Source organism: Streptomyces sp. NPDC013317 (assembly GCF_055563155.1).
The window spans coordinates 82,282-104,262 of the sequence record NZ_JBVHDX010000010.1; the positions used below are offsets into that span (position 1 = coordinate 82,282).

Here is a 21,981-nt window from a genome sequence, read left to right on the forward strand (position 1 = left end):
GGGCGGCGTGCGATCGCCTTCACTGAGACAGCGGCTTCACTGAGACAGCGGCCCGGTCGCGTACGGATCAGGGGGAGGACGCGCCCTGCCCGAGGGCGCGTTCCACCGCCGCGTAGGTGATGCCGTGGTCGGCGAGGACCTCGGCGACGACGCCCGGACGGGCGGTGAGGGCCAGCAGCAGGTGTTCGTCGCCGATCGCCGCCTCGCGCCGGCCCAGGCAGATCCGCAGGGCGCGCTCCAGGACGCTCGCCGCCTCCCGGCTGAACGAGGGCCTTCCGAAGCGCCGGGAACCCCCCTCGCGGTCGTCGGCGAGGGCACCTGGGCCGTGGGCCTCCTCGACGCGGGCGACGATCTCCGGCACGTCGATCCCGAGACCCGCGAGCGCCTCCATGTCGGCCTTCGACAGGCCGCCCCGCCGATGGGCCACGGAGAGTTCCGCCTCGAGCGAGGCACGCCGGTCGCTCGCACCGAGGGCCCGGAGCACGAAGGACGCCTTGGTCCCCTCCGCGTCGAGCAGCGCGAGCAGCAGGTGCTCCTCGGTGACCGCGGCGGCGCGTCCGCGGCGGGCCAGCTCCACGGCCTCGATCACCGCGGCCCGGGCCCCTGCCGAGAATCGCTCGAACATCAATGCCTCCCGTACTTCTTGTGCACGGCCTGACGGCTCACACCCAGCTCGGCCGCGATCTCCTGCCAGGACCAGCCCTGGGCGCGGGCACTGCGGACCTGGACGGCCTCCAACTGTTCGAGGAGCCGCCTCAGGGCGGACACGGCGCGCAGGCCGACCCGGGGGTCCCGGTCACCCGCCCGCGCCGCGAGATCGGTCGCATCGGTCATGGTGTCAACCTACGTTGACGCGACCCGCCATGTCAACCGAAGTTGACATTCGAGAAATCCGATGACCGATTCGGCGGAAAAATGATCACATTGTGAGGGAACTGTGCACTCCTGCCGAGTTCCTTTCACCACGTCGATCTGGAGTCACCATGACGCCTCCTCAACTCCCCGAGCCACAGCCCGGTCCGGTCGGCGGTGCGGGCGCGGCCCCGGCCCCCTTCGACGCGGTTCCCGCGCTGGACGGGGAGCTGCGCTTCGACTCCGCCGCACTGGACGCGGCGTCCACCGACTTCGGCGGCCTGGTCCGTCGGCCGCCCGCCGCGGTCCTCCGAGCCGGCTCGGTCGAGGACGTCGCCGCGATGGTGCGCCACTGCCGGCAGCGCGGGTTGAAGATCGCCCCCCGCGGCCAGGGACACTCGACCAACGGTCAGGCACAGGTCCCCTCCGGGCTGGTCGTCGACCTCGGCTCGCTGGATTCCGTCGAGATCCGCGACGACACGGCCGTGGTCCAGGCCGGGGCGCTCTGGAGCTCCGTGGTCAGGGCCTCCCTGGCCCGCGGCCTCACCCCGCCGGCCTTCACCGACTACCTGGAGCTGTCCGTCGGCGGCACCCTGTCGGCCGGAGGCCTGGGCGGGCAGATCGGCCACCACGGCACGCAGGCCGACAACGTGCTCGAACTCCAGGTCGTGACCGGAGAGGGAGAGATCGCCACCTGCTCCCCCGCCGAGCGCCCCGACCTCTTCCGCGCCGCCCTCGGCGGCCTCGGTCAGTGCGCGATCATCACCCGCGCCACGCTCTCCCTGATCCCCGCGCCCCGCTCGGTCCGGCTCCACACCCTGATGTTCCGAAGCGTCGCCGAACTCACGTCCCGGCAGGCCCAGCTGATCGGCGAAGGACGGTTCGACTATCTCGTCGGTCAGGCCCTGCCCACCCCGGACGGCTGGACGTACATGATGGAGGCGGCCTCCCACGACGGAACCAGCGCCGACGACGCCCGGCTCACGGACGACCTCGGGGCCGCCTCCGTCGAGGCCCGGGACGTCCCGTACCTCGACTTCGTCAACCGGCTCGCCGAGACGGTGGACGTCCTCACGGCCATGGGCGAGTGGGCACGCCCCCACCCCTGGTACGACGGTCTGCTCCCCGCCTCCGCGGTGAACGGCGTCGTCACCGACACCCTCGCCGGCCTCAAGCCGCAGGCCATCGGAGCGAGCGCGGTCATCCTGCTCTATCCGGTGCTCACCGCCAAGTGCCGCACCCCGCTCCCGGTCATGCCGGGCGAGGAGCTCGCCTACCTCTTCTCGATCCTCAGGACCGCCTCCCCGGGTGCGGACTCCGCCGAGGAGATGGTCGCCGCGAACCGCCGCCAGTACGACACCACGGTCGAGGCGGGCGGCTGCTGGTACCCCATCGGGTCGGTCCCCCTCACGAGGGACGACTGGGTGCGCCACTTCGGCGGCTTCTGGGACGAGTTCGAGGCCGCGCGGCACCGCTACGACCCCGACGGCGTCCTCACCCCCGGCCAGCACATCTTCTGACCGGGAGAACGACGGCGGGGACCTTCGGGGGCCGGCGGGACCGGCGGAGGGTCAGGGACGCATGCGGAACTCGTAGAAGTCCGGCAGCGGCTCGTCCGTCAGGGACGACCAGACCTCGCCCAGGACTTCGGCGCCCTCCGCCAGGTCCGCCACCTCGAAGCCCTCGTCGAAGACCGCACGGGCCTCGTCCTTCCTGCCCTCGGCGAGGAGGAGGCGGGCCTCCAGGAGACGGAACGCGCCACGGGCGCGCACCGTCTCCGGCAGGGCGTCACGGAGCGCCCGGGCCCCCGCCACGCTCCCGGCCGCCAGGAGCGCGGTGAGGGCCTCGCGGCCCAGGGCCCCGGTCAGCACCTCGTCGGCCTCGGCGGGCAGGGCGTCGAAGGCCTCGGCGTACCGTTCGGCGGCGCGCGCCGGGTGTCCGCCGTCCCGGTCGGCGACGGCCAGGCAGTAGAGCAGGGGCCAGCGCAGGCCCTCCTGCCGGAGCCCGCGCTCCCAGCTCCGTACGGCCTGGGCGAGATCGCCGGCACGCCACTGCGCGAGCCCGAGGTGGTACTCGGTCGGAGCCGTGGCGGGAGCCGTCTCCAGCATGTCCCGCCAGTGGTCGGCGACCAGCGGCGGGCCGGGGACGGCGCCGTCGGCCGACGGCGGCAGGGCGCCGGTGCGGAGCAGCTCCAACCACGGCTCCTGCTCCTCCCCCAGGGTCGACTCGGGGAACGGCGTACCGGGCAGTTCATGCCCCGAGCAGAGGACTTCGAGAGCGCCCCAGCCCGATCCGACGCCGAGCACCGTCTCCGGCTCGGCGTCCGCAGGGCCGTTCCGCCACGCCTCGTGGGCGGCGTCGACGGCCGCGCGCGGCAGGGCGGACTCCAGGGCGCGCTCCACCTCCGCGCGGGCCGCCGCCCAGTCCTCTCCGTGCACGGCCCCGGGCTCGGCGGCCAGCGGCCCGTACGCCTCCAGCCAGCTGAACTCCGCTCCGCCCTCCAGTTTCAGGTGCTCCAGCTGGGTACGGGCGAGACCCGCCTGTATCTCGGCGTAGCCGGGAGCGCCGGGTTCCGTGAGCCACCGCTGCCAGCGCCGCCCGCCCCGGGACGAGCCCCAGCGGAACAGCTTGCGCCCGCGCAGCAGGTCGGTCGACGTCTGGACGAGCCCCGCGCCGTTGTCGTCGGCGGCGGCGATCCATCGCCGCTGCGTGTCGGCGAGGTCGTAGAAGTAGTCGGCGGGCAGGGCGCCTTGCTCCGGACAGGTGTGGTCCGCGCCGTCCTCGCCGCGCGGTACGGCGACGCGGCGCAGGCCCCGCTCGTATCCGTGGAACCAGGCCCCGTCGGCGGGGGCGAGGATCCGGCGGGCCTCCGGGACGGCGGTGTTGGACCACCAGTAGACCGGGACGGCCCGCTCGTGCGGGTTGCGGATCCGCACGCCCACGTGGAGGAAGTCGGAGCCCTCGGGAAGCCACAGGTCGACCTGGAAGGGCAGGTCGCGCAGGCGCTCCCACTCCCACAGCCGGAGCATCTCCCCGCCGTCGGGGGACGGGACGATCGCGGCGTGCAGCGGCGCGCAGGAGAGGGTGGTGTGGCCGGTGGCGCCGATGTTCCACTCGATGCCGCCGGCGAACCAGGCGCCGTTGAGGGCGAAGGCGGCGGGCTGGAACACCGGGTTGCGGTGCACGAGTTCACGACCGCTGGGCTTGTGGCGCAGGGAGTGGACGCGACCGCCCAGGCCGGGCAGCACCGTCGCCCGCAGCCGGTCGTTCTCGACGACGATCGCGTCGATTTCCGTGTCCACGCGCTCGCGTCCGTAGCCGTCCCGGAGCGGGACGGGCAGCACGGTGCGCAGTGGTGCGTACCCGAGCTGCCGGGCCATGTCGCGCGGCAGTCCTTCCGCTGCACGGGCGTCGACCGTCGGGGCCCCGTCGAGGGTGCGCAGGGCGGGCAGCGGGTTGTCCGGGCCCAACGGGGCGGCGGGCAGGGTCAGTACGGCACGTCGTACGGTCGTCATGTCGGCCATGGAACACGGCGGACGGGCGTCCGACCAGGGGGTCTGTCCGTCAGGCTTCGGCAAAGGCGGCGACCACGACGTCCGTGAGCAGCGCTCCGGCGGTGCCGTCGGGGTCGAGATCGGGGTCGTAGATCGTGACGTTGAGCCCGACGCAGCGCTCGGCGCGGACCAAGGTCCGCAGCAGGGGGACGAGTTCGTCGGGTAAGAGGCCCTCGGGGTCGGGGCTGTCGACGGCCGGCATCACGGCGGGGTCGAGGACGTCGGCGTCCAGGTGCACCCAGAAGCCGTCGAGCTCCGGGGCCCCGAACGCCGTGACCGTGGCGGCGGCGAGGTCGGCCGGGCCCCAGGCGCGGAGGTCGGCGACGGTGACGACGGGGACCTTCAGGGCGCGCAGCTCGACGAGTTCGGGATCGTCCTGGTACGCGTCACGGATGCCGAACAGCCGAACGTCCTCCTCTCGGAGGTAGGGCCCCAGGCCTTCCAGGTCGGTGAGGTCGGCCTGGCCGCGCCCGGTCGCGAGGGCCAGCTCCTCGCCTCCCGCGGCCCCGACGCCGTCGGAGTTGCCGGGGTGGCGGAAGTCGGGGGAGGCGTCGACGGCGGCGAGGCCGTAGCGTCCGATGCGGCGCAGGGCGAGCGAGGCTCCGAGCTGGATCGAGCAGTCGCCGCCGAGGACGAGCGGGAAGTCACCGGCCCGTACGTGGCGCTCGACGCGGTCCGCCAGGGCACGGGTGTACGTGGCGAGCGCGGCGGCGTTGAAGACGCCGTCGCCCTCCTGCCAGTCACCCCGGTCGTAGCGCGGCGGGACGACCACGCCGCCCTCCAGGGCGCCGAGCCGCTGGACGATCCGGTTCTCGCGGAGGGCTCCGGCCAGCTTGTGACAGCCGGGGACGGTGCCGGGGACCGGCGGACGCAGGCCGAGGTTGGACGGTGCGTCGAGGGCGACGATATTCCGCATGCGCCTCATCCTCGCCGCCGTACTCTGGATCTTCAACGCCTTTGACGAACGCGCTCCGCGCGGAACGGCGCTGCGGGAACAACGACGTGAGGACCAGGAGAATGACCACCCAGCACACCTATCGGGTGATCGTGCGCGGCACGTTCGAGGGGCTCTCGGAGGAGAACCGGTCCCGGCTGCTCGCCGAGGTCGACGCGCACGGGATGTCGGCGATGCGGTTCACCCCGGACGGTTCGCTCGCCTACGACAGGACGCTGAAGCACTTCTCGTACCGCCTGGTCGTCGTCTCGGACGCGGCGGACGGCGCGGAGATGGCCGGAGCGATCGCCGAGGACCGGGTGGAGACGGCGCTGCGGGAACTCGGGCACGGCCACGGCGAGCTGAGGTCCACCGTCACGGACATGGACACCATGAAGATCAACTACAAGCGGTGACCGCCCAGCGCTCGTGATCCCGCCAGGCACCGTCGATGTGGAGCATGGCGGGCGAGAAGCCTTCGAGTCGGAAGCCGGCCCGGAGCACGAGCGCGCGGGAGGCGGCGTTGCCGGGCTGGATGTTGGCCTCGAGCCGGTGGAGGCCCAGCGGGCCGAAGGCGTACGGGAGGAGCAGGCCGAGGGCCTCGCCCATCAGGCCCCGCCCGGCCGCGTGCGCGAAGGCCCCGTAGCCGAGGGCTCCGCTGAGGAACGCGCCGAGCACGATGTTGTTGATGTTGACGAATCCGGCGATCCCGCCCCCCGCCCCGCGGTCGCACACGAGGAATCCGGCCTTGGCGGGGTCGTCGGTCAGCGTGCTCGCGTAGGTGGCGAAGGTCTCGGGCCGGTCGGGCGGGAAGAGCCAGGGCCGGTGCAGCTCCCGGCTCTCGCGCACCCGCGCGGTGAACTCCTCGGCGTCGTCGAGGGAGTAGGGCCGCAGACCCACCCGGGGACCGCCGGTGAGGTACTGACCAAGATCGTCGGACATGGGCTCAGGCTACGGGGCCGGGATCGCCGGCGCAGGAGGCGTCGGCAGGCGGGAGCGGCGACGGGCCGGCGGCCGGACCGAGCGGCGGCGAGGGGTAGCGGCCGGACCGAGCGGCGGCCGGAGGCAGCGGCCGGACCGGTGGCGGGTCAGCGGCGGGCCGAGGTGACCCGGGCCGGGCAGCTCTCGCCCTTCTTCACCACACCGATCACGACCGTCGTCCGGCCGTCGATCACCGCGCCCTCGGTCGGGTACTGCGTGCACACCTGCCAGTTCGGCGGCCAGAGCACCCGCCGGTCGCGACCGCCGACGTCATGGATGTCGAGGCGGGTACGGGGATCGAGGGCGGTGAAGACCCGCCAGAGGCCCCTGCCGAGGAGCTCGGGCATCGGCCGGTCGTCCCTCCCCGGCGCCTTCTCCGCCGGTACCTCCTCCACCGACGCGACCGCCATGGCCGCGAGCGCGACGACGGCGCCCGCGCCCAGGAGCGCCGCCTTCCTCATGAGCGCCGCCGGTCCGCCGCCTGGCGGGCGCACGCCTCGCCCGGCACGCTCGCCCGCGCGACGCGACCGGGCACGGCCGGTCTCGCGACCCAGCCGCACGGGAGGGGTCCGCAGCGCCGGTGGCCGCCGGCGCTCGCTGTCTCGGTGGGACTCATACCCGGACCTCTCCTCCGTCGTACGCGGCCGCCCCCGTGGGACCAGGATGGAGGGATCCGGTCCCCACGGGGGCGGTGGAAGGGGCCGTACGGGTGAGGGTGCGGCCTCTCCCGTCGTGCCCGGTCAGTGGTGGGCGAGGACCAGCCGCTGCTCGTCGGCGTCCGCCTCGGCCGCCTCTGCGGGGTCGGGGCGCTGGATGAGCAGCGCGGTCACCACGCCGATGCCGAGCAGGGCGAGCGCCGTGTACATCGCGTGCTGGTAGCCCGCCTCGGTCGGACCGCCCGCGTCGCTGCCCGCGGTGATCATCGCGGAGGCGAGGGCGATGCCGAGGGAGGCTCCGATGCCGAAGCAGGCACCGTTGAGGCCGGAGAGCGAGCCGGGCTTGTCCTTGGGTGCCGTGGTGACGGCGAGGCCGTTGAGGCCGGTCAGCATGAAGCCGCCGTACGTCACGCCGAGGGCCGCGAGCGAGGCGACGAGGACCCACTCGTCGTGCAGGAAGAAGGTGGCGACGAGGAAGATCGCGAAGTTGGCGATGGCGCCGGTGACGACGATCCTGCGCCAGCCGATCTTCGGGCCGAGGCGCCCGGTCAGCGGGGCGGAGATCACGCCGATCAGCTGGATCGGGGTGAGGAAGAGGACGGCGGCCGTCACGGCGGAGAGGCCGAGCCCGACCCGGCCGTCCTGCGAGAAGAGCGGGATGGTCAGCGCGACGGCACCGAAGGCGCCGCCCAGGGTGCAGACGGTGGTGAGCAGCAGCGGCCAGGCGCGGCGCGAGGCCAGGACCTCGATGTCGATGACCGGGTTGGCGGCGGTCTTCTGCGAGACGACGAAGAAGACGAGCGAGGCGAGGCCGCCGAGCAGGAAGCCGAGGGTGAGGACGGAGGTCCAGCCCCAGGCGCCGCCCTGGGCGAGGCCGACGAGGACGCCGGTGAGTCCGAGCGCGAGGGCGGCGATGCCACGGGAGTCGAAGCGGCCGTCGGCGGCGGTGGCCGGGACGTCGGGGACGTACTTCCGGACGCCGATCAGGCCGGCGACGGCGATGACGGTGGAGCAGACGAAGATGCCGCGGAAGCCGATGGTGTCGGCGATCTGGCCGCCGGCGATGGCGTCGACGCCGGCGAGGCCGCCGTTGACGGCGGTGATGATGCCCGCGGCCTTGCCGAAGCCGGCCGGGGTGAGCAGCTGGTTCAGCGTGAGGAAGGCGAGGGTGAACATCGCGGCCGAGATGCCCTGGAGGATGCGGCCCGCGATGAAGATCTCGATGTTCGGCGCGAAGACGCAGAGCAGGTTGCCGGCGATCAGGACGAAGGCGCAGACGATCATCATCGGCTTGCGGCCGCGCTGGTCGCTGAGGCGGGCGAGGGTGACCTGACCGATGGCCGCCATCAGGAAGAAAAGGGTCTGCGAGAGACCGGCGGCGGCCGTGGTCGTGCCCAGGCGCTCGATGACATCCGGCAGGGCGGGGCTGAGCATCGTGGCGTTGATCTGGTACCCGAGTACGGCGAGCACCATCGCCAGGAGCATGGGCCCGCGGCCCTTGAGGTCGGATGTGGCTGACATGTGGGCCCCTTTGCCGTGGATGTCATTCGATGAAACCGAGCTTGTCAGACAAGCAGCGCCCAGACAGAGTGAGTTCTACGCGCGTAAAACGTCAAGTCCCTTTGACCTGTGATTCCGAATACCGTTCACTTGCCGACAACCGAGCGGAGGAGGGGCAGTGGCAGTCGGCGGACAGCAGCGGCGACCGGTCGTGGTGCTCTACGAACGGATCGCGGACGCCATCCACGACGGCACCTATCCCCCGGGCTCGACCCTCCCCTCCGAGCCGAAGCTCGCCGGCGAGCTCGGCGTCAGCCGGCCCGCCCTGCGCGAGGCCCTGCTGCTGCTGCAGGAGGACGGCCTGCTGTCCGTCCGGCGCGGGGTCGGGCGGACCGTCAACGACCACCCGCCGCGCCGCGGCTTCGAGCACATCCAGCCCCTGGAGGAGCTGATCGGGGCGGGCGCCCCGCTGCGCGTCCGCGCCCTGCTCCGGGCGGTGGAGGAGCCCACCGACTTCACCACCCAGCACCTGCTCGCCCCCGCCAGGGCGGAGCTGCGCTTCTGGGAGTCACTGCTGGCCGGAGAGGGTGCGGCGACCGCGCTCAGCCAGGAGTGGGCGGCGGCCGACGACGTCCTGGAGGCGACGCATCCCGACTTCGCCGAGGCGCTGCGCACGACGCCCGCGCCGGAGCGGACCTCGATGCTCGCGGTGCTCGCCGGAGCCTCACGCGGGATGCCGCTCGGAGCGCACAGCAGCGTGACCGCGACGCTGCTCGGACAGCGCCGCGGCGAGCAGCTCGGCCGGCCGGCCGACACCCCTGCGGTGCTCGTCACCCAGGTGGTACGGGTCGGGGACACCCCGATCCTGGCGGCCAAGCACATGCTCCCCACGGGCGCCCCCGCCCTGCCGGTGCTCCAGTCCAACTGAGGTCCGGCACCCGGGGCGACCGCCGTCACAGCGGCCCGCCCCCGGCGTGGCGTACACTTCCGCGCCATGCACTTGTCTGACAACCCTGCCGCCCCGCTCAGCAGCCCGGTCTCCATACCCGTCGCCGAGTGGATCCGCCGCGCGCCGAAGGCCGTCCTCCACGACCACCTGGACGGCGGCCTGCGCCCCGCCACGATCGTCGAACTGGCCCGGGAGTGCGGCTACACCGCGCTGCCCACCGAGGATCCGGCCGCGCTCGCGGTCTGGTTCCGGGACGCCGCCGACTCCGGCTCGCTGGAGCGGTACCTGGAGACCTTCGCCCACACCTGCGCGGTGATGCAGACCCGCGAGGCGCTGCACCGCATCGCGGCCGAGTGCGCCGAGGACCTGGCGGCGGACGGTGTCGTGTACGCCGAGATCCGCTACGCCCCCGAGCAGCACCTGGCGGCCGGGCTGACCCTCGACGAGGTCGTCGAGGCCGTGAACGACGGCTTCCGTGAGGGCGAGCTCCGCTCCGGCGGCCGCATCACCGTCCGTACGCTCCTCACCGGCATGCGCCACACCGACCGGTCGCTCGAGATCGCGGAGCTCACGGTCGCCCACCGCGGGAACGGCGTCGCGGGCTTCGACATCGCCGGCGGCGAGATCGGCAACCCCCCGGCCCGTCACCTCCCGGCCTTCCAGCACCTGAAGCGGCACAACTGCCACTTCACGATCCACGCCGGCGAGGCCGTGGGTGCGGAGTCGATCCACGAGGCCGTCCAGGTCTGCGGCACCGAGCGGATCGGTCACGGCGTGCGGATCACGGACGACATCGCCGAGGACGGGACGCTCGGCCACCTCGCCGCGTACGTCCGCGACAACCGGATCGCCCTGGAGGTCTGCCCGACCTCCAACCTCCAGACGGGCGCGGCCAAGGACTACGCCTCTCACCCGATCGACGAGCTGCGCCGCCTCGGCTTCCGGATCACGCTCAACACGGACAACCGGCTGGTCTCGGGCACCACCATGAGCGAGGAGTTCCAGCACATGGCGGACACCTTCGGCTACGGCCCGGAGGTCTTCGAGGAGTTCACCGTCGCGGCGCTCGACGCGGCCTTCCTGCCGCTGCCGGAGCGGCGGCGGCTGATCGACGAGGTCGTCCGCCCCGGCTACGCGGCGCTCGCGGCTCGCGCGTAACGCCGAGGGCCACGCGAAGAGCCCCCGTCCTGCGCGGGACGGGGGCTCTTCGCGCTGTGGCGCGCCGGCTGCCTAGGCCGGGACCAGAGGTCCTCGGGGCGCCGTGTCGAGGCCTGGCACCGCGTCGAAGCGGGCGGAGCGGCCGAGCATGGTGGCGCGGTCGACCCGCGCCTCGATGTGGGCCCGCACCGCGGGCCACTCCTCGTCCAGGATCGAGTAGAAGGCGGTGCTCCGTACGGCCCCGTCGAGGCCGCGCGAATGGGCCCGGCGCACGCCCTCGCAGGTGGCACCGAGCCGCTCGATGGCCGCCCGGGAACGCAGGTTCCTGGCGTCCGCGCGCATCGAGATCCGGCGGACGCCCCACGCCTCGAAGGCGTGCCGGAGCATCAGCAGCTTGGCCTCGGTGTTGACGCCGGTGCCCTGGGCCCGGGGCGAGAGCCAGGTGTTGCCGATCTCCGCCGCGTCCGGGACGGAGGTGAGCGGATCACCGTGTGGGACGCCCGGCACCGAGGGCCAGACCAGCGGCCCCTGCCAGTAGTCCAGCTCCAGGAACCGCGTCGATCCCACGATCCGCCCGTCGGCGGTACTGACGACGGCGAAGGGCTGCGCTCGGCCCGCGGCCTGTTCGGCCAGGGCACGTTCGATATAGATCTCTGCCGCGTCCAGATTGTGGGGGACGGGCGTGAACGCGTACGTCGTACGGTCCTCGGAGCCGGCCGCGGCGATCGCGGCGGCGTGCTGTGGTGCGAGGGGTTCCAGCCGTACGGTGCGGCCGGACAGCACAACGGGAAGTGGCACGGGGCCTTCGGTCCTTCTGCGAGGAGGGAGCTGCGCCCCGCACCGACGTCACGGCGCGAAGGCGGAGGCACAGTCTCCGTCCCACCGCCCGCAGAGTGGGAAAAGAACAGGTAAAGAACACCCGAAGGTCGCGTGAATCCACCCTTCTGGCTGCTACCTCACCTGGCCCTTGACAACGGGCAGCTCCAGGGTGCCCGTGTCGTCGGGTGCGGCGGTGACCGTCACGGGCCTGACGCCCCGGTTGCCGGAGTAGGCGTCGTCGCTCGCGGCGATCACGAACTCCAGCCGGTGACCGGTCTCGTAGCGGTGCACGATGCCCGGGAGCTCCACCGTGAAGGGCAGAGTGACGTCCGGTACCCGTACCGGCGCCACGAGCCGGTTGACCAGGGTCTTCCTGCCGTCCGGGGCGATGTCGTACACCTTGGCGAAGAGCACCAGCTTGTCGGCGGCGTCGCCGGAGTCCTGGACGCGCTCGGTCCTCGGGGAGAGGACGCGGAGGGTGGCCTTCGGGGAGCCGACGACGTCGACGGGGGCCGTCAGCGGGGCGCTGGTCCAGCCGAGATGGGTGCCCGCGAGATCGTACGGCTGGGGGTCGGGCAGTCCGATCAGCCCGGCGAGCGAGGACTCCGAGTGGCTCGTGGGGACGAGCCGGTTGCGGTATTCGAGCGAGCCCCGGGCGACCTTGGCCCGGTTGTCGACGAGCTTGCCGTCCCCGGAGAGGTAGAGCTTCTGACTGAGGGCCGGCACCCGGGCCGCCGTGCCGTAACCGCTCTGCCAGGAGCGGTAGTAGGCGAACTCCGCCCCCGTGTCGGCGCTCGCGTCGCGCCTCAGGTACCGGTCGAACCAGGCGAGGACGCGCCGTCCGACGTAGCTGGTCTCCAGATCGCCCTGGGCTAGGTCGAGTTCACCGGGCGCCTGTCCCCCGCTGTGTCCCCACGACTGCCAGATCATCTTGGTCTCGACACCGCGCGCCTGGAGCCGATCGTAGGTGTCCTGGGCCTCGTTGAGGTTGAAGAGGCTGTCGGACTGCCCCTGGACGAGGAGCGTCGGGGCCTCGACCCGGTCGAGGTAGGAGACCGGGGAGACGCTCCGGGCGAAGTCCAGCATCTTCCGGGTGTCCGCGTCGCGGTAGCGGCCGGAGTTGAGCAGCCGGACGGTGTCGCAGGCGTCGGTGACGAAGTGCAGACAGCGGAGGCTGTTGACGCGCGTGGGGTCGAGGGAGGGGACGAGCAGCGGCTGCCCCTCGCCCATCAGGTAGAAGCCGTTGGCCCACTGCCATTTGAAGACCCCGGGGGTGTCGCGGTCGGCCCCGTTGGGAGCGAGCGAGTAGGCGAGGTCGTTCCAGGTGATGAGCGGGACGAGCGCGTCGAGTCGGCGGTCGACGGAGGCGGCGGCGAGCTGGACGGCGCCGCCGTAGGAACCGCCGATCATGCCGACGCGCGGGTCGCCGGCGCCGTCCCGGGTGACGAAGTCCGCGCGGGAGCCGTCGTCGGCCGCACGGGTGCCGCCGAGGAAGTCGACGAGCGCGGTGGCGGCCCGCCCGTCGATGCGGGGGTCGTCGAGGGAGATCAGACAGCCGGATGCGCCGAAGCCGAGGCCGGAGTAGACGAGTCCGACGTAGCCACGGGCGGCGAAGGCCTTCCCGATGGCGTCGGTGGAGCCGTCGGCCTTGCTCCCACCGAAGCCGTTGGTGGCGAGGACGGCGGGCGCCGGATGCCCGGCGTCGACACCGGCGGGCCGGTAGAGATCGGCGTCGACCGCGCAGGTCCGCCCGCCCGCCTCGACGGTGAAGGTCAGCGGGGTGACGGTGTACGGCGCCGGCTCGGCGCCGCTGGCGGGGCCGGCGAGGGCGAGCGGCGCGGCGAGCGCCGAACTCGCGGCCAGAGCGAGGAGTTTCCGGGAGAGCGGTAGCGCACGGGACACGGACACGGGGCCTCCACGCTGAGGATACCGACTGGTAAGTACCGAACCGGGCCCATGGTGTGACACGTGTCAGATCCCGTCAACGCGCCGGACAGCGGTTGCTGACGGAGATTCGGTGAAAGTCGGGGAGGGTCAGCCGAGCGCCGGCACGTCCAGCGTCAGCGTCCCGGATTCCGCGTCCAGCACGCCCGGGACGCCCAGCGGGAGGGTGAGCGCCGTCTCGCTGTGCCCGAAGCCCAGCTCCTCCACCACGGGCACGCCGAGAGTGCCGAGCCGGTCGGCGAGGACCGCGCGGACCTCGTCGTAGGGGCCGCACTCCGCCCAGGAGCCCAGGGCGATCCCGGCGACCCCGTCCAGCCATCCGGAGCGGAGCAGTTGGGTCAGGATCCGGTCCAGGCGGTACGGCTCCTCCCCCACGTCCTCCAGGAGCAGCAGCCCGTCGCGCGCGGAGGGGCGGGCGTGCGGGGTGCCGAGGTCGGAGGCGAGGAGGCTCACACAGCCGCCGAGGGTGACGCCGTGGGCCCGGCCGGGGGCCAGCGGGCGTGCGGTGTCCAGGCCGAGGGTCCGTACGGACTCGGGCTCGAAGAGGGTGGCCCGCAGGGACTCCTGGGTGCGGGGGTCCTTGAGGAAGGTGGACGCGGCGGCCATCGGCCCGTGCAGGGTGGCGAGCCCGGCGCGGACGGCGAACGCCTCGTGGAGGACGGTGACGTCGCTGTAGCCGACGAAGACCTTGGGGCCCGCCGCCCGCATCGCCGTCCAGTCGACCAGGTCCACCATCCGCTGGACGCCGTAGCCGCCCCGGGCGCAGATCACGGCCGAGACCGCGGGATCGCACCAGGCCTCCTGGAGGTCACGGGCCCGGTTCTCGTCCGCGCCGGCGAGGTACCCCAACTCCGGATGCACCTCCAGGACATGGGGTGCGACGACCGGTTCGAGGTCCCAGCCGCGCAGGATGTCCAGGCCCGCGGCGAGCCGCTCCTCCGGGACCGGCCCGCTGGGCGCGACGACGGCGACGCGGGCGCCGGGGCGGAGTCGCGGGGGCCGGATCAGGGGAGTCACGGTCACTTCTTCAGCTCCAGGAGGGGGACGTCGGATCGGGAGATGCCGAAGGTCTGTGTGTACAGGGAGAGTTCGGCCTCCAGGGCCCGCTCCATCGTCTCGGCCATGCGGAAGCCGTGGCCCTCGCCCTCGAAGGTGAGTGCGGCGTGCGGGATTCCCCGCCCGGCCATCCGCGCGAGGAACCGCTCGGCCTGGGCCGGCGGGCAGATCACGTCGTCGAGACCCTGGAGCAGCACGAACGGCGCGGAGATCCGGTCGACGTGGTGGAGCGGCGAGCGCTCGTGGTACCGGGCGGGCACGTCGGCGAGCGGGCCGACGAGCGACTCCAGGTACTGGGACTCGAAGTCGTGGGTCTCGTCCGTGGCCCAGCCCAGGAGGTCGAGGATGGGGTAGATGATCGTGCCGCAGGCGTAGACGTCGGTGGTGACGAGGGAGGCGGCCGTGGTCCAGCCGCCGGCGCTGCCGCCGCGGACGGCGAGCCGGGCGGGGTCGGCGGTGCCCTCGGCGGCGAGCGCCTCGGCGACGGCGGCGCAGTCCTCCACGTCGACGACGCCCCACTGCTCGCGCAGCCGGTCGCGGTACGCGCGGCCGTAGCCGGTGGAGCCGCCGTAGTTGACCTCGGCGACGCCGATGCCGCGCGAGGTGAAGTAGGCGATCTCCAGGTCGAGGACGAGCGGCGCGTGGCCGGTCGGTCCGCCGTGGGCCCACACCACGTAGGGCGGCAGTTCCTGGCCGGGCGGGATCCGGTCGGGGCTGTGCGGCGGGTACACGTGGGCGTGGATCTCGCGGTTGTCCGGCCCGGTGAAGGTGCGGATCTGGGGCTCGGGGTAGTACGACGGGTCGACCGGGTCGTCGTGTGCCGAGCCGATCACCCGGGCCCGCCCGGTGCGGGTGTCGAGTTCCACGACCTCGTAGGCGCTGCGCGGGCTGGCGGCGACGCCGACGACCCGGTCGCCCTGCACGGCGAGGGTGGCGGCCCATTCGGTCCAGGGGCCGGCGGCGTCGACGAGTTCGCCGCTCTCGGGGTCGAGTATGCCGAGTGCGGTGGCGCCCTTGCCGTGGATGACGGCGACGAGGCCGTTCGCCAGGGGCTGGAACCAGCTGAGCCCGATCTTCCACAGCGGTCCGCCGAACTCCTCGGCGCGGGGGCAGAGCGCGACCGGTTCTCCCCCGGGTTCCGCTCGGTAGAGGTTCCACCAGCCGCTGCCGTCGCTCACGTACAGCAGCCGCCCGTCGGCGGTCCAGTCGACCTGCGGTACGGACTCCTCGGGGCCGCCGGCGACGGGTCGGGCCCCGCGCAGGGCGCCGTCGGGGGTGATGTCGGCGAGGAGCACCTCCGTGCCGTCCCAGGGCATCCGGGGATGGTCCCAGGCGATCCAGGCGGCCTGCCGCCCGTCCGGGGAGAGCCGGGGTCCGGTGACGAACCGGTGCCGTCCGTCGGAGAGTTCGCGGACCGCCGCCCGGTCGTCGGCCGCCGATCCGTCGAGGGGTACGGCGGCGAGCACGCGGCGCACGTCGGTGGGTGCGGGGCCGGTGAACTCCTCCAGGACGCACCAGACCTCGCCGCGTTCGGGGTGGAGCACGGGGTCGACCCAGCGCAGTCCGCCGCCCACGGCGGAGACGGGGGTGAGGGGGCGGGGGCCGGGTCCGCTCTCCGTACCGGCGTCGGGTTCGTAGGCGTAGAGCCGCTGGTCGTCGAAGTGGCTGAACACGACGAGCGGTCCGCCGTCCTCGCGCGCCAGGCCCGCCCAGGGCTGTCCGCCGTACTCGATCACCCGGCTGCGGACGTTCCAGGGGGCGGGGAGGACCGACTCCTCGGTGCCGTCGGCCCGTCGGCGTACGAGCGCGCGGCGGCCGCCCTCGGTGGGGCGGGGCGCGGTCCACCACACCTCGTCGCCGACGACGCCGACGTACTCGGGCCGGCCGTCGTGGCGGGCGGCCAGCGGGGCGTCGATCGGGGAGGGCCAGGTGCCGTAGGCGCCCGTGGGGACCATCGCGACTTCCTTTACGCGGATACGCGGACGTGATGTGACGCGGTCGAACCCGACCGAAGCTACGCGGACCTGAGGTAGCGGTCGAGGACTCGTGCGCCGAAGTGCAGGGCCTCGACCGGAACCCGCTCGTCGACGCCGTGGAACAGCGCTCCGTAGTCGAGTTCCGGGGGTAGCTTCAGCGGGGAGAAGCCGTAGCCGGTGATGCCGAGCCGGGAGAACTGCTTGGCGTCCGTGCCGCCGGACATGGAGAACGGGACGACGTGCCCGGTCGGGTCGAAGTGCTCGACGGCGGCCCTCAGCCGGGCGAAGGTCGGCGAGTCGACCGGAGCCTCCAGCGGGACCTCGCGGTGGTGGAACTCCCACTCCACGTCCGGTCCCGTGAGCCGGTCCATCGTCTCGGCGAACTCCTCCTCGCCGCCCGGCAGCATCCGGCCGTCGACGTAGGCGACGGCGTGGCCGGGGATGACGTTGACCTTGTAACCGGCCTCCAGCATCGTCGGGTTGGCGCTGTTGCGCACGGTCGGTTCGACGAGGGCGGCGGCCGGTCCGAGCTTCTCCAGGAGTTGGTCGACGTCGAATCCCTCGGCGTTCACGTCGGTCTCGATGCCCTGGACGGCGGCGAGTTCGGTGAGCGAGGCCCGTACAGTCGCGGTGAGGCGTACGGGCCAGGTGTGGGCGCCGATGCGGGCGACGGCCGCGGCGAGGCGGGTGACCGCGTTGGCGGTGTTGACCTTGGAGCCGTGGCCCGCGCGGCCGTGGGCGGTGAGCTTGACCCAGGCGGTGCCCCGCTCGCCCGCGGCGATCGGGTAGAGCGTCATGCCGGGGCTGGGGTGGAAGCTGAACGCGCCGGACTCGCTGATGCCTTCGGTGCAGCCCTCGAAGAGCCCGGGGTGCCGTTCGGCGAGGAAGTCCGAGCCGTCCACGGCGCTCGCCTCCTCGTCCGCGGTGTAGGCGAGGACGATGTCCCGGCGCGGCCGGACGCCCTGGCGCGCCCAGGAGCGGACGACGGCGAGGACCATCGCGTCCATGTTCTTCATGTCGACGGCGCCGCGCCCCCAGACCACCCCGTCGCGGACCTCTCCGGAGAAGGGGTGGACGGCCCAGTCGGCGGGCTCGGCCGGGACGACGTCGAGATGGCCGTGGACGAGCAGGGCGTCGGCGGACGGGTCGGTGCCCTCGATGCGGGCCACCACGTTGGTACGGCCGGGGGTGCGCTCCAGGAGCGTGGGCTCCAGGCCGATGGCGGCGAGGCGCTCGGCCACGTACTCGGCGGCGGGCCGCTCGCGGCAGTCCCCGCCGCCCCGGTTGGTGGTGTCGATGCGGATCAGCTCGGAGGTGAAGGTCACCACCTCGTCCAGCGCCGCGGCGTCCGGGCCGTCCTGGGCAGGCTCAGCCATACTGCTCCTCCACCGCTGCGGAGACGATCGTGGTGACCGCCTTGAACGTGCGAATGCCCTCGTACATCGCCTCGCTGGTGTAGGCGACCCGGCGCTCGCCGCTCCAGGCCACGCCCGGGACGACGGTGGCGGCGCCCGCCAGATGCTCGGCGTCGAACTCCAGCTCGATCGTGAACGGCCCGCCCGGCTCGGGTTCGTACCGTACGGCGAGGGCGGCCGCGGACTGCGCGGCGGCCCGGATGTCGCTCGCCGTACGCTTCGGGGTCCGGCACACGGCCGCGTACCGGGAGACGTAGTCCTTGACGGCGACCTTGCGCGCCTCGGGCGCGTAGCCCAGCGCGTCGTCACAGGTCAGGTCGTCGCCCGTGACGAGGACGACGGGCACGCCGTACTCCGCCACCACATGGGCGTTGAGCAGCCCCTCGCTCGCCCGGACGCCGTTCAGCCAGACGCCCGTGACGGAGTTGGCGAGGTAGGTGTGAGCGAGGACGCCCTCGGTACCGGCCCCGGTGTGGTAGCCGACGAAGGCGATGCCGTCCACGTCACCGTGCTGCACTCCCTCGACCATCGACAGCGTCTTGTGCCGCCCGGTGATCATCTCGGCGCGCTCGTCGAGCTGTTCGAGCAGCAGGTTCCGCATGCTCCAGTGGGCCTCGTTGATGAGCACCTCGTCGGCGCCCCCGTCGAAGAACCCCAGCACCGCGGCGTTCACATCGGAGGTGAACATGGCCCGGCACCGCTCCCATTGGGGCGTACCCGGCAGCACGTCCCCAGGCCAGGTGACACCGGTGGCGCCCTCCATGTCGGCGCTGATCAGGATCTTCATCGTGCTCCCGGTCTCCTCGACGCAGCCCCACCTTAGGTGCGAAAACGCTCGGTGCGAAGGAGGCCCGTCACGAGTGACCGGGCGGGTGCCGCGGCCGGGGCGTCACCGGGGGCCGGCGTCACCCGGTGGTGCGAGTCGCCCGGCCGCTCGTCGCCCGGCCACTCGTCGCCCGGTCGCTCGTGGCCCGGTCGCTCGTGGCCCACAGGGAGCGGACATGGCCCAGGTGCCTCTTCATGCACCGCTCCGCTCCCTTGGCGTCCCCCGCGAGCATCAGGTCGAGCAGCTCCAGGTGCTCCTCGGCCGAGGGGATGAGCTCGCCGCGCTCGTCCAGCGCCGTGAGCCCGTACAGCCGCGACCGCTTGCGCAGCTCGCCGACGGTCTCGACGAGGCGCTCGTTGCCGGCGAGCCCGAGCAGCGTGAGGTGGAACCGCCGGTCGGCCTCCAGGTAGCCGATGAGGTCGTGCTCCCTGGCGGCGCGCACGATCTCCTCGGCGACGGGCCGCAGCGCCTCAAGGTCCTCCCGGGCGGCGGTGCGGGTGACCCGTCCGACCACCGGGATCTCGATGAGCGCGCGGATCTCGGTGTACTGGTCGAGGTCGCGCTCGTCCACCTCGGTGACCCGGAACCCCTTGTTGCGGACCGGCTCGACCAGGCCTTCGCGCGCCAGGTCGAGCATGGCCTCACGGACGGGGGTGGCGGAGATCCCGAAGTCCTCCGCAAGGGTCGGCGCGGAGTAGACGACACCGGGCCGCAGTTCGCCTGAGATCAGCGCCGCCCGCAGGGCGTGGGCGACCTGGTCGCGCAGCCGCTCCACGGAGGCGTTGAGGTCGCGGTGGGTCAGATGCCCCATGGTGACGGTGGTCCCTTCGTTCGGGTCCGGACCGGGTCCGTTGGTTCGGTTCTGAACCACCACCGTACAATGTCACGTTGTTTCCGCAGGTGACAGGGTGTAGGTGCGACTCGACGTGTAGAAGTCGAGCGCGGCCCCGCCCTGTTCGCGCGCCCCGAGGCTCGACTCCTTGGACCCCCCGAACGGCAGGTGGAAGTCCACCCCGCTGGAGGGGGCGTTGACCCGGACCATTCCGGTGTCGAGCGCGTCGAGGCCGTGCAGGGCGGTGGTCAGATCGGCGGTGTGGACCGAGGTGACCAGGCCGTACGGCACGGAGTTGGTGATCCGGACGGCCTGGGTCAGATCGTCGGCGGGCAGCAGGGCGGCGATCGGGCCGAAGACCTCCTCGTGCAGCAGCGGGTGTTCGGGGGCGACCTTCTCGACCAGCGTCGGTGCCGCGTACCAGCCGGGCCCCCCGGAGGGGAGCGTGCCGCCGGCGAGCGTGGACAGCCCCAGCCAGGCTGCGGCGACCCGGTCGCGGGCCCGCCGGTCGACGAGCGGGCCGCAGACGGTGCCAGGGTCGGCGGGGTCGCCGACCGGGAGGGCGCGCAAGGCCTCGGTGAGGGCCTCGCGCAGCGGGTCGAGGGCGGCTCCGACGGCGACGACCCGACCGGTGGCGGTGCACTTCTGACCCGCGTACCCGGCGATCGCCATGGCGATGTGGGCCGCGGCCCGGCCGATGTCGGCGTCCGGGAGCACGATCGCCGCGTTCAGACCGCCCATCTCGGCCTGGACCGGGACCCCGCGGGCCATGGCGTACGCGGCGACGGCCCGGCCGACCGAGGTCGAGCCGGTGAAGGAGACGACGTCGGCCGCGGAGACCAGTGCGTTGCCCTCGGTCGCCCCGCCGGGCAGCACCGTGAACACCCCCTCGGGCAGCTCCTTCCGGACGATCTCGGCCAGGCGAAGCGCGCAGGCGCTGGCCTCGGGGGCGGGTTTGAGGACCACGGCGTTGCCGACGGCGAGGGCCGGGGCGGCCTTCCAGCTCGGGATGGCGAAGGGGAAGTTCCACGGGGTGATCAGCCCCGCCACGCCGTGCGGCCGGCGCCGGGTCAGGAGCAGCCCGGGCCCGGCGGCGGGTTCGTGGACGGCCCCAGTGGCCGCGAAGGGGGCCTGGGCGTAGTAGCGCCAGATCGCGACGGTCCGGGCGACCTCTGCCCTGGCCTCGGTCAGCGGCTTGCCCACCTCGCGTACGGCGAGCGCGGCGAGTTCGGGCCCCGCGGCCTCGACGGCCGCCGCGACGGCGCCGAGGGCGGCGGAGCGGGCCGCCGCCCCGCCGCGCAGCCAGTCGGCCTGGACGGCGCGGGCCCGTTCGACCGCGTCGGCCACCGCGAAGGCGCCGGGGGTCGGGATGCGCAGGACGACGTCGGCCGGATCGGCCGGGTTGAGGGAGGTGAGGACCGGGGCGTCGGTGAGGGCCAGGGGATCGGTGAGGGTGCTGCGGTCGGTGCGGTGGGCGGTCACAGGAGGAAGCCTCCGGGGAACGGGTCGTCCGGGTCGAGGAAGTACTGCGCCGTGCCGGTGATCCAGGCCCGGCCCGTCACGGTCGGTACGACGGCGGGCACTCCGGCGACCTCGGTCTCGGCGACGAGCCTGCCGGTGAAGCTCGTCCCGATGAAGGAGTCGTTGACGAAGTCGCGGTCGAGCGGCAGCTCGCCCCGGGCATGGAGCTGAGCCATCCGCGCCGATGTGCCGGTTCCGCACGGGGAGCGGTCGAACCAGCCGGGGTGGATCGCCATGGCGTGGCGGGAGTGGCGGACGTCGGAGCCGGGGGCCGCGAGATAGACGTGCTTGACCCCTGCGATCTCCGGCTGCGCGGGGTGGACGGGGCGGTCGGGTGAGGCGTTGACCGCCTCCATGACGGCGAGTCCGGCGGCCAGGAGGTCGTCCTTGCGGGCACGTTCGAAGGGCAGTCCCAGGTCGTCCAGAGGGACGAAGGCGTAGAAGTTGCCGCCGAAGGCGAGGTCGTAGGTGACCGTTCCGTACCCGGGCACGGTGACCTTGCGGTCCAGGCCGACGCAGAACGCGGGCACGTTGGTGAAGGTGACCGACTTCGCGGCGCCGTCCTCGACCTGTACGTCGACGGCGACGAGTCCCGCCGGGGTGTCGAGCCGCACGGTGGTGACCGGCTCGGTCACCGGCACCATGCCGGTCTCCACGAGAACGGTCGCGACGCCGATCGTGCCGTGTCCGCACATCGGCAGCAGCCCGGAGACCTCGATGTAGAGGACGCCGTAGTCGGCGTCGGGCCGGGTGGGCGGCTGGAGGACGGCTCCGCTCATGGCGGCGTGTCCGCGCGGCTCGTACATCAGGAGCGTCCGGAGGTGGTCCAGATGCTCGATGAAATGCAGCCTGCGCTCGGCCATGGTGGCGCCGGGGATCACTCCGACGCCGCCGGTGATCACACGCGTGGGCATGCCCTCGGTGTGCGAGTCGACGGCGTGGAAGACATGACGGGTCCGCACGGGCTTCCTTTCGCTGGACGGGGTGGGGTGGGCCGTGGCCCGGTGG

At 73.1% G+C, this 21,981-nt stretch carries 20 protein-coding genes; 4 read left to right on the forward strand and 16 right to left on the reverse strand.

The annotated features are described in order from the left end of the window. Positions 1-67: 67 nt before the first annotated feature. Both ACZ3IJ_RS24890 and ACZ3IJ_RS24895 read right to left on the reverse strand, forming a co-directional pair. The gene (locus tag ACZ3IJ_RS24890; protein ID WP_467471604.1) at positions 68-625 is read right to left on the reverse strand and encodes a Clp protease N-terminal domain-containing protein; all 558 of its coding nucleotides are present in this window, start codon (positions 623-625) and stop codon (positions 68-70) included. Further along, entirely contained in the window at positions 625-834 is a 210-nt protein-coding gene (locus tag ACZ3IJ_RS24895; RefSeq protein WP_315894318.1) for a helix-turn-helix domain-containing protein, read from the reverse strand. Before ACZ3IJ_RS24895 ends, ACZ3IJ_RS24890 begins: the two co-directional genes overlap by 1 nt. Before the next feature lie 149 nt (positions 835-983). Here ACZ3IJ_RS24895 and ACZ3IJ_RS24900 point away from each other — a divergent pair, with 149 nt between their 5' ends. Further along, complete coding sequence (locus ACZ3IJ_RS24900; protein ID WP_467471605.1) at positions 984-2,372, forward strand: FAD-binding protein; 1,389 nt, start codon at positions 984-986, stop codon at positions 2,370-2,372. Positions 2,373-2,423: 51 nt separating this feature from the next. On the opposite strand, the gene ACZ3IJ_RS24905 is transcribed toward ACZ3IJ_RS24900, so the two are convergent. Continuing rightward, on the reverse strand, positions 2,424-4,367 hold the full coding sequence (locus tag ACZ3IJ_RS24905) for a DUF5107 domain-containing protein (protein WP_467471607.1): 1,944 nt from the start codon (positions 4,365-4,367) through the stop codon (positions 2,424-2,426). A gap of 49 nt (positions 4,368-4,416) precedes the next feature. Next, positions 4,417-5,322 carry an arginase family protein gene (locus tag ACZ3IJ_RS24910; RefSeq protein ID WP_467471609.1) on the reverse strand — a complete coding sequence of 302 codons (906 nt, stop codon included), beginning with the start codon at positions 5,320-5,322 and terminating at the stop codon, positions 4,417-4,419. 101 nt (positions 5,323-5,423) lie between these two features. Between ACZ3IJ_RS24910 and ACZ3IJ_RS24915 the strand changes: the two genes are divergently transcribed. Further along, positions 5,424-5,756 carry a DUF6204 family protein gene (locus ACZ3IJ_RS24915; protein ID WP_467471611.1) on the forward strand — a complete coding sequence of 111 codons (333 nt, stop codon included), beginning with the start codon at positions 5,424-5,426 and terminating at the stop codon, positions 5,754-5,756. Here the strand turns inward: ACZ3IJ_RS24915 and ACZ3IJ_RS24920 are convergent. From ACZ3IJ_RS24920 to ACZ3IJ_RS24930, 3 genes are all read right to left on the reverse strand, one after another. Beyond that, on the reverse strand, positions 5,740-6,282 hold the full coding sequence (locus tag ACZ3IJ_RS24920) for a GNAT family N-acetyltransferase (RefSeq protein ID WP_467471613.1): 543 nt from the start codon (positions 6,280-6,282) through the stop codon (positions 5,740-5,742). The genes ACZ3IJ_RS24915 and ACZ3IJ_RS24920 overlap by 17 nt on opposite strands. Before the next feature lie 146 nt (positions 6,283-6,428). Then, the gene (locus ACZ3IJ_RS24925; protein ID WP_467471615.1) at positions 6,429-6,782 is read right to left on the reverse strand and encodes a hypothetical protein; all 354 of its coding nucleotides are present in this window, start codon (positions 6,780-6,782) and stop codon (positions 6,429-6,431) included. A 279-nt stretch (positions 6,783-7,061) separates the two neighbouring features. Next, on the reverse strand, positions 7,062-8,498 hold the full coding sequence (locus ACZ3IJ_RS24930; RefSeq protein WP_467471616.1) for an MFS transporter: 1,437 nt from the start codon (positions 8,496-8,498) through the stop codon (positions 7,062-7,064). A 157-nt stretch (positions 8,499-8,655) separates the two neighbouring features. On the opposite strand from ACZ3IJ_RS24930, the gene ACZ3IJ_RS24935 reads away from it, so the two are divergent. Further along, positions 8,656-9,405 (forward strand): GntR family transcriptional regulator, encoded by a 750-nt coding sequence (locus ACZ3IJ_RS24935; protein ID WP_467471618.1) that lies wholly within the window; start codon positions 8,656-8,658, stop codon positions 9,403-9,405. Positions 9,406-9,471: 66 nt separating this feature from the next. After that, the gene (locus ACZ3IJ_RS24940; protein ID WP_467471619.1) at positions 9,472-10,584 is read left to right on the forward strand and encodes an adenosine deaminase; all 1,113 of its coding nucleotides are present in this window, start codon (positions 9,472-9,474) and stop codon (positions 10,582-10,584) included. Between the two features lie 72 nt (positions 10,585-10,656). On the opposite strand, the gene ACZ3IJ_RS24945 is transcribed toward ACZ3IJ_RS24940, so the two are convergent. The 9 genes from ACZ3IJ_RS24945 to ACZ3IJ_RS24985 form a co-directional block, all read right to left on the reverse strand. Next, positions 10,657-11,382 (reverse strand): GNAT family N-acetyltransferase, encoded by a 726-nt coding sequence (locus ACZ3IJ_RS24945; RefSeq protein WP_467471621.1) that lies wholly within the window; start codon positions 11,380-11,382, stop codon positions 10,657-10,659. Between the two features lie 153 nt (positions 11,383-11,535). After that, positions 11,536-13,305: a CocE/NonD family hydrolase gene (locus tag ACZ3IJ_RS24950; RefSeq protein ID WP_467471903.1), complete on the reverse strand. Its 1,770-nt coding sequence runs from the start codon at positions 13,303-13,305 to the stop codon at positions 11,536-11,538. Between the two features lie 132 nt (positions 13,306-13,437). Continuing rightward, positions 13,438-14,370 carry a S66 peptidase family protein gene (locus tag ACZ3IJ_RS24955; protein WP_467471622.1) on the reverse strand — a complete coding sequence of 311 codons (933 nt, stop codon included), beginning with the start codon at positions 14,368-14,370 and terminating at the stop codon, positions 13,438-13,440. Next, positions 14,367-16,358: a prolyl oligopeptidase family serine peptidase gene (locus tag ACZ3IJ_RS24960; RefSeq protein ID WP_467471623.1), complete on the reverse strand. Its 1,992-nt coding sequence runs from the start codon at positions 16,356-16,358 to the stop codon at positions 14,367-14,369. Before ACZ3IJ_RS24960 ends, ACZ3IJ_RS24955 begins: the two co-directional genes overlap by 4 nt. A gap of 59 nt (positions 16,359-16,417) precedes the next feature. Then, positions 16,418-17,755: a M20/M25/M40 family metallo-hydrolase gene (locus tag ACZ3IJ_RS24965; protein WP_467471625.1), complete on the reverse strand. Its 1,338-nt coding sequence runs from the start codon at positions 17,753-17,755 to the stop codon at positions 16,418-16,420. After that, a complete protein-coding gene (locus tag ACZ3IJ_RS24970; RefSeq protein WP_467471627.1) occupies positions 17,748-18,581 on the reverse strand; it encodes a M55 family metallopeptidase in 834 nt (277 codons plus the stop codon). The genes ACZ3IJ_RS24965 and ACZ3IJ_RS24970 overlap by 8 nt, the downstream gene beginning before the upstream one ends. A gap of 118 nt (positions 18,582-18,699) precedes the next feature. Beyond that, the gene (locus tag ACZ3IJ_RS24975) at positions 18,700-19,431 is read right to left on the reverse strand and encodes a GntR family transcriptional regulator (RefSeq protein WP_467471904.1); all 732 of its coding nucleotides are present in this window, start codon (positions 19,429-19,431) and stop codon (positions 18,700-18,702) included. Positions 19,432-19,503: 72 nt separating this feature from the next. Then, positions 19,504-20,892 (reverse strand): aldehyde dehydrogenase family protein, encoded by a 1,389-nt coding sequence (locus ACZ3IJ_RS24980; RefSeq protein ID WP_467471905.1) that lies wholly within the window; start codon positions 20,890-20,892, stop codon positions 19,504-19,506. 38 nt (positions 20,893-20,930) lie between these two features. Continuing rightward, positions 20,931-21,935 (reverse strand): proline racemase family protein, encoded by a 1,005-nt coding sequence (locus tag ACZ3IJ_RS24985; RefSeq protein ID WP_467471628.1) that lies wholly within the window; start codon positions 21,933-21,935, stop codon positions 20,931-20,933. Positions 21,936-21,981 lie beyond the last annotated feature (46 nt).